The following is a 13908-nucleotide window of genomic DNA, read 5'->3' as shown; positions in this document are numbered from 1 at the left end:
ACGGGGCGGGCAGTTTACCCCTGCCGGGCCCCGGCGCTCAACGCGGGCGTGCGGCGCCAGTGTGCAGGTCGGCCCAGATGTGCCCATTGGCGTAGCTGAGAAACTGCACGTAGACCGTGTCGTTGCGCAGCAGATCGATGACGACTCGGTACTGGGCCTGTGGATAAGACAGGGTCAGGGTCTTGCTCGCTTCGTCGAACACCGGTTTCTTCAGGCTTTTGCTTTCGCCATCGAAATTGATGATCACCTGGCTGATGGTCGCGCCCTTGTTCAGGGATTTGCCTTTGAGCCGCACCATCAATGGAGAGGTGACCGGGATCGGTTGTTGATTGGAAGGCCGCTGGTTGCCCAGCACCACCGAATACTCCGTGACTTGCAGCAATTGTTGCTGTTCGGGCTGTTCCTGGCGCGCCACCAGGTCATCGGGGGGCAGGAACTGGCTGTGCATCGGCGCGGCCATGGCCGTCATGGGCAGGCTGGCTATCAACAGCAGAGTGGCGCAGCGGTGAATCGATACACGCATGACAGGCTCCAGAGGCTTGGCTGGGCACGCTAGCATCCATGGAAAAAATAAGCGACCCGGGTCAATACATCCGGAGGGCTGGCGCGGCATACTCAGAGGGCCATCAGTACTGGCCTCACCAGCGCACGCTTTTGTGGCGAGGGAGCTTGCTCCCGCTGGGTTGCGCAGCAGCCCCAGATGGGCCAACGCGATTCGCCAGACGGAACGCGTCTGCCGATTTTACGACGGCTTCGCCGCCGAGCGGGAGCAAGCTCCCTCGCCACGGGGAAATATGTCTGCAGGTCCAGTTGTTTCACTCCGTTCAATTTCGTGTGGAGTATCCATGTCCTTCTCCGCCCCACCGCTGTTCGCCGCCTGGCGCCAAGCCTGGCGTGCCGGTTATACCCTTGAACGCCTGCGCGGCGATCTGGTGGCCGGGCTAACCGTGGGCATCATCGCCATCCCCCTGGCCATGGCGCTGGCAATCGCCGTTGGCGTCCCACCCCAGCATGGCCTGTACACGGTGCTCGTGGCAGCGCCACTGATCGCCCTGACCGGCGGCTCGCGTTTCAATGTGAGCGGGCCGACGGCTGCCTTTGTCGTCATCCTCCTGCCCATCACCCAGCAATACGGATTGGGCGGCCTGCTGTTGTGCACGATGCTCGCCGGCTTGATCCTGATCGCCCTGGGATTGATGCGCGCCGGGCGGCTGATTCAGTACATCCCCTATCCTGTGATCCTCGGTTTCACCGCCGGGATCGGCGTCGTCATCGCCACGCTGCAACTCAAGGACCTGTTGGGATTGACCACCGCCGGCCACGCCAAGCACTACATCGAACAGCTCGGTGAGCTGGTCGTCGCGTTGCCTAGCGCCCATCTTGGCGACGGCATCATCGGCGTCGCGTGCCTGGCCGTGCTGATTGCCTGGCCGCGCTGGGTACCACGGGTTCCAGGTCATCTGGTGGCCTTGCTCGTGGGCGCGCTGCTTGGGCTGGCGATGGAGCGCGGCGGATGGCCGATCGCAACATTGGGCGAACGCTTCAGCTACGTCGTCGATGGCATCGCCTATCCCGGCATCCCGCCTTTCCTGCCGAGCTTCGACTGGCCGTGGGACTTGCCGGACAGCCAAGGTCATGCGCTGGTGCTTTCCTATGACCTGTTCCGCCAATTGCTCGGGCCGGCGTTTGCCATCGCCATGCTCGGCGCCATCGAATCGTTGTTATGCGCGGTAGTGGCGGACGGCATGACCGGCAGCAAGCATGACCCGAACGCCGAACTGATGGGCCAGGGCCTGGGCAATCTGGTTGCACCGCTGTTCGGCGGCATCACCGCCACCGCCGCCATCGCCCGTAGCGCCACCAACGTGCGCAGCGGTGCGACCTCACCGCTGGCGGCGATCATCCACAGTCTGGTGGTATTGGTGGCAATCGTGTTGCTGGCGCCACTGTTCAGCTACCTGCCCATGGCCGCGCTCGCGGCATTGCTGGTGATGGTGGCCTGGAACATGAGCGAGGCCGGGCATGTGCTGCACACGCTGCGTATCGCACCGCGCAGTGATGTGCTGGTCCTGTTGACCTGCCTGAGCCTGACCGTGCTGTTCGACATGGTACTGGCCGTCGCCGTCGGCCTGTTGCTGGCGGCCGGGTTGTTCATCAAGCGCATGAGCGAGCTGACCGACAGCGCCGAGTTGCCACGCCACGTCCATCAAGCCTTGCTGGACATGCCCGAACATGTCCGCTGTTACGCCATTCGCGGGCCGTTGTTCTTTGGCGCAGCGGAAAAAGCCCTGGATGTGCTGCGCAAATTCGACCCGGGTGTTCGGGTGGTGGTCGTGGAAATGAGCGCCGTGCCGATGCTGGACATGACCGCGCTGGCGGCGTTTGAAAATATCCTGAGGGATTACCGCAAGCAGGGCATCGGCCTGATCCTCGTCGCGACCGCGCCAAGGGTACGCCTGAAATTGCGCCGCGCTGGAATACATCGCGAGCAGCGCCAATTGGCGTATGTGCAGACCTTGGAACAGGCGCGGGTCAAGAGCGAGAAATGGCTGGCCAGTCATACGGCCCATTGAAGACGCGCCCGACCTGTGGCGAGGGGATTTATCCCCGCTGGGTTGCGAAGCAGCCCTAAAATCAGGCGACTCGGAGTGTCAGGTTAATCGAGTCGATTGTTCCAGGGTCGCTTCGCAACCCAGCGGGGATAAATCCCCTCGCCACAAAAGCGTCCACACCACAGGTCGATCAGTCGAACTGAGCGCGCATCCAGGCGTGGTATTGCGCCACGCCGGGCTCGCCTTCGCGAGGCGCCCAATGGGCCAGTTCGCCCTCGCCCACCGGCCGGTAAGGGCCGGCCTTGCATTCGAACATCAGGCTGTCGGCTTCGAGCACCACCAGGCCGTGGTAGACGCCAGCCGGCAAGTCGACACCGAGGCAAGCGCCGCCAGCCTGCAGGATTCGCTTGTCGAGCACCGTACCGGTTTCGTCGAAGATCAACACACCGAGCCGGCCTTTGAGCACAAGCAAGGTCTCAGCCTTGTCGGCGCTCAAATGGCGATGCGGCGGGATGTAGGTCGACGGCTGCAAGCCCACCGCCATGCGATGACAAGGCTCGTCCATCTGGTGGAAGTTGTGATGCTGCCGCCCGCGTGGGCTGGCCGCGGCTTTCCCGGCCAGCTCATCGAACAGGGCTTGATCCAGGAACGCCGGCCCAGTCATCTATTACATCCCCTTGACCGCAAAGATGCCGTTGGCGTTGCGCCAATAGCCTTTGTAGTCCATGCCATAACCAAAGATGTAGCGGTCGATGCACGGCAAGCCAACGAAGTCCGCTTTCAGGTCGGGACGGGCCTTGCGGTCGTGGTCCTTGTCGATCAGCACAGCGGTGTGCACCGCGCGGGCGCCGGCGTGTTTGCAGAAATCGATGATCGCGCCCAGGGTGTGACCCTCATCGAGAATGTCGTCGATGATCAGCACGTCGCGGTCGATGAACGAGACTTCCGGCTTGGCTTTCCAGAACAAGTCACCGCCGCTGGTTTCGTTGCGATAACGAGTGGCGTGCAGGTAGGACGCTTCCAGCGGGAAGTTCAGATAAGTCAGCAGTTTGCCGGAGAAAATCAGGCCGCCGTTCATCACGCAGAACACGACCGGATTGCTGTCGGCCAACTGATCGTTGATTTGCGCACCGACACGGGCGATGGCCGCTTCGACTTCAGCTTCGGTGTACAGGCAGTCAGCCTCTCGCATGACTTGACGGATATGCTCGAGATCAGCGGACATGGCGCTCTCCAGGGGTGGCAGTTCGGAAAAGCCGGCAAAGGTACGCATCCCGCCCGGCCAGATCAAGCATTTGTGGACTAACGTTCTGTATTGTCTATAGGACAACACCCTCGGATAGATTAATCTAGGCCGGTTTTTTTGCCCGCCGCCGGAGCCTTCCCCATGCCCATCCTCGAGATCCGCCATCCGCTGATCAGACATAAACTCGGCCTGATGCGCCGCGCCGACATCAGCACGAAGAACTTTCGCGAACTCGCCCAGGAAGTCGGTGCCCTGCTCACCTACGAAGCCACCAAGGACCTGCCGCTGGAGTCCTACGAAATCGACGGCTGGGCCGGTACGGTTCAGGTCGAGAAAATCGCCGGCAAGAAAATCACTGTGGTGCCGATCCTGCGCGCCGGCATCGGCATGCTTGAAGGCGTGCTGAGCCTGATCCCAGGGGCCAAGGTCAGCGCCGTGGGTGTGGCTCGCAACGAGCAGACCCTGCAAGCACACACTTACTTGGAAAAACTGGTACCGGAAATCGACGAGCGCCTGGCGATGATCATCGACCCGATGCTCGCCACCGGCAGCTCGATGGTCGCCACCATTGACCTGTTGAAAAAGGCCGGTTGCCGGGACATTCGCGCCATGGTGCTGGTTGCCGCCCCCGAAGGCATCAAGGCCGTGGAAGATGCTCACCCTGACGTGACCATCTACACCGCGTCCATCGATCAGAAACTCAACGAACACGGCTACATCATCCCCGGCCTGGGCGATGCCGGCGACAAGATCTTCGGCACCAAGCAGAAGGACGCCTGAGCATGCAGGACGAGTTCAACGATCCGCTCTGGCGCCAGGTGCTGTCCGGCGCCCAGATGCTGTTCGTCGCTTTCGGCGCGCTGGTACTGATGCCGCTGATCACCGGGTTGGACCCGAACGTGGCGCTGTTCACTGCCGGCCTGGGGACGATCCTGTTCCAAGTCGTCACGGGACGCCAGGTGCCGGTGTTTCTCGCCTCGAGCTTTGCCTTCATCACCCCGATCATCCTTGCCAAGGGCCAGTTCGGCCTCGCGGCGACCATGGGTGGCGTGATGGCGGCTGGTTTCGTCTACACGTTCCTGGGCCTGGCGGTGAAGATCAAGGGCACCGGGTTCATCGATCGCCTGTTGCCGCCGGTAGTGATCGGCCCGGTGATCATTTCCATTGGCCTGGCCATGGCGCCGATTGCCGCCAACATGGCAATGGGCAAGGCCGGTGACGGCACCGAGCTGATTCGTTATCAGACCGCGATGATGATTTCGATGCCGGCCCTGCTCACCACCCTGATCGTCGCAGTGTTCGGCAAAGGCATTTTCCGCCTGGTACCGATCATATCCGGCGTGCTGGTGGGCTTTGCCATGGCGTTTTTCTTCGGCGTCGTGGACACCGCAAAAATCGCCGCCGCGACATGGTTCGCCCTGCCGGCCTTCACCGCGCCGGAGTTCAACTGGCAAGCAATCCTGTTCATCGTGCCGGTCGCCCTGGCGCCGGCCATCGAGCACATCGGCGGCGTGATTGCCGTGGGCAGCGTGACCGGTCGCGACTACCTGAAAAAACCCGGCCTGCACCGCACCTTGCTCGGTGACGGCATTGCCACCACCGCCGCCGGCCTGTTCGGCGGACCGCCCAACACCACCTACGCCGAAGTCACTGGCGCGGTGATGCTGACCAAGAACTACAACCCGAAGATCATGACCTGGGCGGCGATCTTTGCCATCAGCCTGGCGTTCATCGGCAAGTTCGGCGCGCTGCTGCAAAGCATCCCGGTGCCGGTAATGGGCGGGATCCTGTGCCTGCTGTTCGGCTCGATCGCTGCGGTGGGCATGAACACGCTGATCCGCCACAAGATCGATTTGGGCGAAGCACGCAACCTGGTGATCGTTTCAGTGACATTGGTGTTCGGCATCGGCGGCGTGCTGGTGGGCACCGGCACCGGCCCGGACGACTTCGGTCTCAAAGGCATCGCGCTGTGCGCCGTGGTGGCGATTGCGTTGAACTTGTTGCTGCCGGGTAATGTCGGTTGGAAGCAGAAGAAGGCGGATGAGCCGTTGATCTGACTCAGGCTTGAAGGCTTTTTTGACCCTTAAATAGCCATCGCGAGCAAGCTCGCTCCCACAGTGGATCTCGAGTGGTCACAAAATTTGTGTACACCGCAGGCCCATGTGGGAGCGAGCTTGCTCGCGATGAGGCCCTTGAACCTCACAAAGCAATCGGCGCCCGTTCGCAAAGGGTGCTCAACGCCTGCGCCCACTGCGGATCGTCATTGAGACACGGCACCAACACCAACTCCTCCCCTCCCGCTTCGCGAAACTGTTCACGGCCACGGTCGCCGATTTCCTCCAGGGTCTCGATGCAATCGGCGACGAATGCCGGGCACATCACCAGCACCTTCTTCACACCACTCTTGGCCAATTCCTCCAGGCGCGCCTCGGTGTACGGTTCGATCCACTTGGCACGCCCCAGTCGCGACTGGAACGACACCGACCATTTCCCATCCGCCAGGCCCATGCGATGGGCGAACAGTTCGGCGGTGCGGATGCACTGGGCGCGGTAACACGTCGCCATGACTTCCGGCGGCGCGTTCTTGCAGCAGTCGGCATCCTTGAAACAGTGAAAGCCCGTGGGGTCGAGCTTGGTCAGGTGCCGTTCGGGCAGGCCGTGGAAACTCAGCAACAAGTGATCGTGTTCCTGCATCAAGTAAGGCTTGGCGCTGGCAACCAGCGCATCGAGATATTCCGGCTGGTCGTAGAACGGCTGGAGAATCGAGAACTGAACATCGAGTTTCTTCTCGCGCACGACCCGCTTGGCCTCTTCGATCACCGTGGTCACGGTACTTTCAGCGAATTGCGGATACAACGGCGCCAGCGTGATGTTCTTGTGGCCCTGGCTCGCCAGCCGTACCAAGGTTGATTCGATGGAAGGCTCGCCATAACGCATCGCCAGCTCCACCGGGCCTTGGGTCCATTGATGGGTCATGGCTTGTTGCAAGCGACGGCTGAGCACCACCAGCGGCGAACCCTCCTCCCACCAGATCGACGCATAGGCATGGGCCGACTGCTCGGGGCGCTTGATCAGGATCAGCGACACCAGCAAGCGACGCACCGGCCATGGCAAGTCGATGACGTACGGGTCCATGAGGAATTGATTGAGGTAGCGGCGCACATCGGCCACCGAGGTGGAGGCAGGCGAACCCAGATTCACCAGAAGCAACGCGTGATCGGTCATGCAACATCCTATTTCAAAGGCGACCCGATAAATCTTCCAGGGCCGCAGGCAAATCAGTGAACCGGAATGAAAAACCCGCCGCCTGCAATCGGGCCGGCGTGGCGCGCTGGCCGCCCAGCAACAGTAATGACAACTCACCCAACGCGACTTTCAGCGCAAGCTCCGGCATCGGCACCACCGCCGGCCGATGCAATACGCGCCCCAGGGCCTTGGCAAAATCGCGGTTGCGCACCGGGTTCGGCGCGCAGGCATTATAAGGACCGCTGGCATCATCGCGATGCAGAAGAAAATCAATCAGGGCGATTTGATCGTCGATATGAATCCACGGCATCCACTGCCGACCATCGCCGATACGCCCGCCCAGCGCCAGCTTGAAGGGCAACAACAGCCGCGACAAAAAGCCGCCCTCGGCAGACAGGACCAGGCCGGTGCGAACCAGCACCACACGCAGGCCCATGGCCTCGGCCCGCTGCGCGGTTTCTTCCCAGGCAATGCACAACTGGCTGGCGAAGTCCTCGCTGACCGGTCCCGATTCCTCGGTCAACTCCCGCTCGCCACCGTCGCCGTACCAACCCACGGCGGAACCGGAAATCAGTACCTGCGGCTTCTGCTCGCAGCGCTCCAGCCATGCGAGCAAAACCTCGGTCAGCGTGACGCGGCTGCTCCACAACAACATCTTGCGCTTATGGCTCCAAGGCCGATCGGCAATGGGCGCGCCCGCCAGGTTGACCACCGCATCCACGGGCTCGCCGATCTCGTCGAGCTTGGCGACGCCTTGTGCCTGCGCGCCGCAAATTTCCGCCACTTGTTCAGGTCGACGACTCCAGACCGTCAAGCGATGTCCTTGCTCCAACCATTGCCGGCAGAGCTGACGTCCGATCAAACCAGTACCGCCGGTCAGCAATATGTGCATGAGGTGTACCTCTCATCGCGTTTTACCCGGCCCATTAGTCTATTTTTATAAGTAGAGATTTTTCATATCGGACAGGGTCTGTTTCTAACAATAGGACAACCTGTCGAAACGCGAACGGTAAAACTTATACCAAAAATCAAAATTGTACAGGATTAAACGACGGCGTAGTCTGTACAGAAAGTTAAACGAGGCCCTCATGACTGTACCTATCGCAATCATCGGCACCGGCATCGCCGGCTTATCAGCCGCCCAGGCCCTGACGGAGGCCGGGCACGTCATCCAACTCTTCGACAAAAGCCATGGCAGCGGCGGGCGCATGTCGAGCAAGCGCAGTGACGCTGGCGCACTGGACATGGGCGCACAATATTTCACCGCCCGCGATCGGCGCTTCGTCACGGAAGTCCAGCGCTGGCAAGCCAACGGCTGGGCGGCGGAGTGGAACCCGCAGCTCTATCACTATCAAGACGGGGAAATGAGTCCCTCCCCCGACGAACAGACCCGCTGGGTCGGCACTCCTCGGATGAGCGCGATTACCCGCGCCCTGCTCGGCGAACTGCAAGTGCAATTCGCCTGCCGAATCACCGAGGTGTTTCGCGGCCAGGAACACTGGCACCTGCAGGACGCGGAAGGGTTCACCCATGGCCCCTTCGGCCAGGTGATCATCGCCACGCCGGCGCCGCAGGCCACCGCATTGCTGGCGGCCGTGCCGAAGTTGGCCGGGGTGGCCGCCGGGGTGAAGATGGACCCTACCTGGGCCGTGGCGCTGGCCTTCGAACAACCCTTGGACACGCCCATGGAAGGCTGCTTCGTACAAGACAGCCCCCTCGACTGGCTGGCTCGCAACCGCAGCAAGCCGGGACGCGACACCAAGCTCGACACGTGGGTGCTGCATGCCACAAGTGACTGGAGCCGCCAGCACATCGACATGCCCAAGGAAGCGGTGATCGAACACCTGCACGGAGCCTTCGCCGAACTGTTGCACAGCGCGATGCCGGCGCCGAGCTTCAGCATGGCCCATCGCTGGCTGTATGCGCGCCCTGCCGGCAGCCATGAATGGGGCGCATTGGCGGACGCCGACCTGGGCTTGTATGTGTGTGGCGACTGGTGCCTGTCTGGCCGGGTCGAAGGTGCCTGGCTCAGTGGCCAGGAGGCCGCTCGCCGCTTGCACGCCAGCCTGCAGTGAATCGTGTCATCCCGCACCGCTCGCTGCTGTCGCAAAGACAGCAGCCCGTCCCGCGCCAACATGTCATGACCTCCGCTCGTTCAATTCGCGGTTGACTTGTGCCCGTTCGGATCTATGATGAAAATATTGTACAGAAAACAAAATCTGTACAAGATTAAGCCATCAGAGGTCGCCCATGCCCAGCGAAGCCCTTGCCAAACCCAGAATTGCAATCAGCGCCTGCCTGATGGGCGCTGAAGTTCGCTTTAACGGCGGGCATAAACAGTCGCCACTGTGCAGCCGCACGCTTACCGAATACTTCGATTTCGTCCCGGTCTGCCCCGAAGTCGCCATCGGCCTGGGCATCCCCCGCGAGCCGATTCGCCTGGTGGGCAACCCAGAGCATCCTGGCGCGGTGGGCACGGTGAATCGCGACCTCGACGTGACCCAACCGCTGGCCGAATACGGACGGCAGATGGCTGGAGAACTCGAAAGTATCTGTGGCTATATCTTCATGCAGAAATCGCCTTCCTGCGGGCTGGAACGGGTCAAGGTCTACGATCACAACGGCGTGCCCCAGGATGGCGGTGGACGAGGCATTTATGCCCAGGCTTTTTGCGAGCGTCATCCGGACTTGCCGGTGGAAGAAGATGGCCGTCTGAATGATCCGGTATTACGGGAGAATTTCCTGACGCGCGTGTTCGCCTATGCCGCCTGGCAACCCCTGCGCCAGCGAGGCCTGACGCGACGCGACCTGATTGAATTCCACTCGCGCTACAAATACTTGCTGATGGCTCACAACCCGGTGCAGTACAAGGCGCTGGGCAACATGCTGGGCAACATGGGCAAGGGCGACCCCGACGAATTGGGCGCACGTTACTTCAGCGCCTTGATGGCCGCCTTGAAAAAGTGTGCCACCCGCCGTACCCACACCAACGTACTCCAGCACTTGAGCGGCTACCTCAAGCGCGCCATCGATGCCGATGACAAGCAGGAAGTCCAACACCTCATCGCGCAATATCGCCTCGGCATCGTGCCGCTGGTGGTACCGCTGACATTGCTCAAGCATCACTTGCGCCAGCACCCTGACCCTTATCTGGCACAGCAGGTGTACTTGCAACCCCACCCGGAAAATCTCAGCTTGCGAAACGCCATTTGATGAATACAAAACCTGATTCAAGCGCCAGCGAAGACCTCGGCGTCGACTTTGCCGAGGCACTGGCGCAGGGCTGGCTTCCCATACGCGAAGTGGCCCGGCAAACCGGCGTCAACGCCGTCACGCTGCGGGCCTGGGAGCGACGCTACGGCTTGATCGTGCCGCACCGCACCGCCAAGGGTCATCGCTTGTTCAATGCCGAGCATGTGCAGCGGATCCAGAGCATCCTCACCTGGATCAATCGCGGCGTGGCGGTGAGCAAGATCAAGCCCTTGCTCGAAACGCCGCAACCACCCGAAGAGCCTGTACAAGACGATTGGCAGCGCCAGCGTCACGCCTTGTTGCTGGCCGTGACACAACTGGCCGAGCGTCAGGTCGACGATCTGATCAACCAGGCGATGGCGCTGTATCCGCCGCGGACAGTCTGCGAACAGTTGCTGCTGCCGTTGCTGGCCGAGTTGCAAACGCGCTGGCAAGGCCAGTTCGGCGCGCAACTGGAGCAGGTTTTTTTCCACACCTGGCTGCGCAGCAAATTCGGTAGCCGGATTTATCACAACAACCGTCAGCTGCGTGGCGCGCCGTTGCTGCTGGTCAATCAATCCCAATCCCACCAGGAACCCAGCCTGTGGCTCACCGCCTGGCTCGCCAGCAGCGCCGATTGTCCGGTGGAAATACTTGACGGCCCCCTGCCTGCGGGAGAGTTGGCCCTGGCGGTCGAACGCCTCAAGGTTCGCGCCGTACTGGTGTATTCCAACCACGCCTTGGACTTGTCCCAACTGCCCAGGCTGCTGAATGCAATCGACTGCCCGATCATCATCGCCGGCCCGGCCGCGTCAATCCATCAAGCCAGGTTATCCACAGGCGTCTCGACGCTGGACGTGTCCTGGGCCGAAGACCCATTGGCCGCTTACCGCGAGCTGAGCCGCAGAGAACTCCTGTAGATGAAAGACCGCATGCAACTGATCTGGCTGCGCAGCGACTTGCGCCTGCACGACAACACCGCGCTGGCGGCAGCCGCAGCCGCGGGGCCCTGCGTCGCGGTGTACATGATCAGCCCGGGGCAATGGCACGCCCATGACGATGCACCGTGCAAGATCGATTTCTGGCTGCGCAACCTCGCCTCGTTGAGTGCCGCGCTGGACGAATTGAATATTCCGCTGCTGATTCGCCACGCGTCGCATTGGGACCAGGCGCCACAGGTACTGGCAACGCTGTGCCGCGAATTGAACGTCAGCGCCGTGCATGTCAATGAAGAATACGGCGTGAACGAAACCCGACGCGATGTCGAGGTTGCTCGAACCCTGAAGAGTCAAGGCGTGGCGTTCCACGGCTACCTTGATCAACTGCTGTTCAAGCCTGGCAGCGTCCTGACCAAGACCGGCAACTATTTCCAGGTGTTCAGTCAATTTCGCAAGGTGTGCTACCAGCGCTTGAATCTTTCGCTACCCGGCCTGGTTCCCGCACCTACCGGACAAGCCCGCACGGCCATCGCCAGCGATCCGGTGCCCACACATGTCGAAGGCTTCATGCCTCCCAGCGAGGCGCTACGTGCCCTCTGGCCCGCCGGCGAGAACGAGGCCCGACGGCGCCTGGACGCCTTTGTCGACCAACACATCGATGATTACCAGCGTGAGCGCGACTTCCCCGCCCACCCCGGCACCAGCCAGCTTTCAGCCTATCTGGTGGCCGGCATTGTCTCGCCACGCCAGTGCCTGCACGCTGCGCTGCAAGCCAACCAGGGAGAATTCGAGAGCGGAAGTGTCGGTATCGTGACCTGGATCAATGAATTGCTCTGGCGAGAGTTTTATAAACACATTCTTGTGGGTTATCCACGCGTGTCGCGCCATCGCGCGTTCCGCCCGGAAACCGAAGCACTGGCCTGGCGCAAGGCTCCCGATGAATTGGAAGCCTGGCAGCAAGCTCGCACCGGCCTGCCGATTATCGACGCAGCCATGCGTCAACTATTGGAGACTGGCTGGATGCATAACCGCCTGAGAATGGTGGTCGCCATGTTCCTGACCAAGAATCTGCTGATCGACTGGCGCGAAGGCGAACGTTTTTTCATGCGCCACCTGATCGACGGAGACTTGGCCGCCAACAATGGCGGCTGGCAGTGGAGCGCCTCCACCGGCACGGATTCTGCACCCTGGTTCCGTATCTTCAACCCCTTGAGCCAATCGGAAAAATTTGATCGCGAGGGACTATTTATCAAACGGTGGATACCTGAACTGAACGATCTCGACGGGCTACGGGTCCATAGCCCAAATGTACAAGGCAATTTGTTTGACGCGGTGCAGTACCATCCGCCAATCGTCAATCTGGCCGAGTCACGAGTACGTGCGCTGGCAGCCTTCAAGAATCTGCCAGCACGGCAGGTCAAGGGATGAGACGATGACCAATCCCGAACATGAAGGTGTTGAGCGGCCGGATGCAATATTTTAAAGCAATATATCTTGATTAATTCAAGGGCTTGTTCAGGGACAACGTGCAGGATGCACGGACCAAGCCTGGCCAACTTCTATCAAGGCTGCGCAAAAAAGGGGAAGATCGATGGCGCGAAAATATTGGCTGACCGGTGCCGGTAACGGACTGGGTGCTGCGTTGGCTGAAGCGATCCTTCAGTCTGGGGCGCAGTTGGCCATCAGTGCCCGCGTCGCGACCTCTTGCGAGGCCCTTTCGCAACGGTATCCCGGCCAGGTGCTGATGGTGCCGGGCAACTTGACCGACAGCCAGACCGTTCGCGAGATCGGCCAGCGGCTTGCCCAAGAGTGGGGAGCACTGGATACGGTGATCATCAATGCAGGCACGGCTGAATACGTTGCTGGCCAACCCACCGATAACGCGCTGATCGAACACATCATTCGCAGCAATCTGCTCGCAGCGAGTTTCTGCATCGCAACCGCGCGCCCTTTGTTACGCCAGGGAGCCGAGCCGCACTTGGTGGGCATTGCCAGTCCGGTCACATACCTGCGCCCCTCGGAAGTCGAGGGCGACGGAAACGAGATGCGCCATGTATTCGAATCGGCGCGTACCGATCTGGCGTCCAACGGGATCGACCTTACGCTGGTCATCCCGGGTTTTGACAATCCGGCAACGGACCTCAATGAAGGTTTTTCCGTATTGGCCCGATGGACTGCTGAAACGGCAGCGAGCCACATACTGACGCAACTGGCGGAACGTCCCCATGGAATGGCCTTGCCTGCCGCCGCCATGACGAAGCTCTGGCCGTTACCGTCATCAAGCAAACCTGCTCAAGGCGACACCGCCACCTGCCAAAACGGAGGACAATCCCCGATCAAGGGACAACCCTGAGCGGCCCGGTTGCCTTACACTGCGGCCCATGAAAACCATCCCTCTCGTTGAACTCCCCGCGCCGCTCGTCACCTGCTCGACCTGCGCGGCATGCTGTTGCCAGCTGGAAGTAATGCTCATCACCGACACGGGTGTTCCAGAGCGGTTTATCGACACCGACGACTGGGGCGGGGAAGTGATGCTGCGCCTTGACGATGGCTGGTGCGCGGCGCTGGACCGCGACAGCATGATGTGCACGATCTACGAAAGGCGTCCGCTGATTTGCAGGGAGTTCGAGATGGGGGCGCCGGAATGCCTGGAAGAACGTCAGGGCATTGCCACGGCGTATCGGTAACGAAACAT

General features: G+C 61.2%; 14 protein-coding genes. 9 read left to right on the top strand and 5 right to left on the bottom strand.

What is annotated here, in order from left to right; translation table 11 throughout:
• Nucleotides 1-37 precede the first annotated feature (37 nt).
• Entirely contained in the window at nucleotides 38-523 is a 486-nt protein-coding gene (locus FHK92_RS09785) for a hypothetical protein (RefSeq protein ID WP_181287870.1), read from the bottom strand.
• Between the two features lie 322 nt (nucleotides 524-845).
• On the opposite strand from FHK92_RS09785, the gene dauA reads away from it, so the two are divergent.
• A complete protein-coding gene (gene dauA / locus FHK92_RS09780; RefSeq protein ID WP_181287869.1) occupies nucleotides 846-2573 on the top strand; it encodes a C4-dicarboxylic acid transporter DauA in 1728 nt (575 codons plus the stop codon).
• Between the two features lie 169 nt (nucleotides 2574-2742).
• On the opposite strand, the gene FHK92_RS09775 is transcribed toward dauA, so the two are convergent.
• Together FHK92_RS09775 and FHK92_RS09770 are read right to left on the bottom strand one after the other, a co-directional pair.
• A complete protein-coding gene (locus FHK92_RS09775) occupies nucleotides 2743-3216 on the bottom strand; it encodes a WbuC family cupin fold metalloprotein (protein ID WP_181287868.1) in 474 nt (157 codons plus the stop codon).
• Nucleotides 3217-3219: 3 nt separating this feature from the next.
• Entirely contained in the window at nucleotides 3220-3777 is a 558-nt protein-coding gene (locus FHK92_RS09770) for a hypoxanthine-guanine phosphoribosyltransferase (protein WP_181287867.1), read from the bottom strand.
• 162 nt (nucleotides 3778-3939) lie between these two features.
• Here FHK92_RS09770 and upp point away from each other — a divergent pair, with 162 nt between their 5' ends.
• Nucleotides 3940-4578, top strand: a complete 639-nt coding sequence (gene upp / locus FHK92_RS09765; RefSeq protein WP_030138594.1) for a uracil phosphoribosyltransferase — start codon at nucleotides 3940-3942, stop codon at nucleotides 4576-4578.
• A gap of 2 nt (nucleotides 4579-4580) precedes the next feature.
• Nucleotides 4581-5855: a uracil-xanthine permease family protein gene (locus FHK92_RS09760; protein ID WP_181287866.1), complete on the top strand. Its 1275-nt coding sequence runs from the start codon at nucleotides 4581-4583 to the stop codon at nucleotides 5853-5855.
• Nucleotides 5856-5997: 142 nt separating this feature from the next.
• On the opposite strand, the gene hemH is transcribed toward FHK92_RS09760, so the two are convergent.
• Both hemH and FHK92_RS09750 read right to left on the bottom strand, forming a co-directional pair.
• Nucleotides 5998-7023 (bottom strand): ferrochelatase, encoded by a 1026-nt coding sequence (hemH, locus tag FHK92_RS09755; protein WP_181287865.1) that lies wholly within the window; start codon nucleotides 7021-7023, stop codon nucleotides 5998-6000.
• 13 nt (nucleotides 7024-7036) lie between these two features.
• Nucleotides 7037-7936, bottom strand: coding sequence for a TIGR01777 family oxidoreductase (locus FHK92_RS09750; protein WP_181287864.1), 900 nt, complete (start codon nucleotides 7934-7936; stop codon nucleotides 7037-7039).
• A 196-nt stretch (nucleotides 7937-8132) separates the two neighbouring features.
• Here FHK92_RS09750 and FHK92_RS09745 point away from each other — a divergent pair, with 196 nt between their 5' ends.
• The 6 genes from FHK92_RS09745 (at nucleotide 8133) to FHK92_RS09720 (ending at nucleotide 13900) form a co-directional block, all read left to right on the top strand.
• On the top strand, nucleotides 8133-9119 hold the full coding sequence (locus FHK92_RS09745) for an NAD(P)/FAD-dependent oxidoreductase (protein ID WP_181287863.1): 987 nt from the start codon (nucleotides 8133-8135) through the stop codon (nucleotides 9117-9119).
• Between the two features lie 175 nt (nucleotides 9120-9294).
• Nucleotides 9295-10257 carry a YbgA family protein gene (locus FHK92_RS09740; RefSeq protein WP_181287862.1) on the top strand — a complete coding sequence of 321 codons (963 nt, stop codon included), beginning with the start codon at nucleotides 9295-9297 and terminating at the stop codon, nucleotides 10255-10257.
• Nucleotides 10257-11195 (top strand): MerR family transcriptional regulator, encoded by a 939-nt coding sequence (locus FHK92_RS09735; protein WP_181287861.1) that lies wholly within the window; start codon nucleotides 10257-10259, stop codon nucleotides 11193-11195. Before FHK92_RS09740 ends, FHK92_RS09735 begins: the two co-directional genes overlap by 1 nt.
• A gap of 12 nt (nucleotides 11196-11207) precedes the next feature.
• Complete coding sequence (phrB, locus tag FHK92_RS09730) at nucleotides 11208-12641, top strand: deoxyribodipyrimidine photo-lyase (RefSeq protein ID WP_181288042.1); 1434 nt, start codon at nucleotides 11208-11210, stop codon at nucleotides 12639-12641.
• 163 nt (nucleotides 12642-12804) lie between these two features.
• Entirely contained in the window at nucleotides 12805-13566 is a 762-nt protein-coding gene (locus tag FHK92_RS09725) for an SDR family NAD(P)-dependent oxidoreductase (protein ID WP_181287860.1), read from the top strand.
• 28 nt (nucleotides 13567-13594) lie between these two features.
• Nucleotides 13595-13900 (top strand): YkgJ family cysteine cluster protein, encoded by a 306-nt coding sequence (locus tag FHK92_RS09720; protein WP_181287859.1) that lies wholly within the window; start codon nucleotides 13595-13597, stop codon nucleotides 13898-13900.
• The last annotated feature ends 8 nt before the right edge of the window (nucleotides 13901-13908 follow it).

It is taken from the genome of Pseudomonas brassicacearum subsp. neoaurantiaca (assembly GCF_013608025.1).
Classification (GTDB): Bacteria; Pseudomonadota; Gammaproteobacteria; order Pseudomonadales; family Pseudomonadaceae; genus Aquipseudomonas.
The sequence above is the reverse complement of the archived record's forward strand: the minus strand, read 5'-3'. Positions and strand labels throughout refer to the sequence as shown.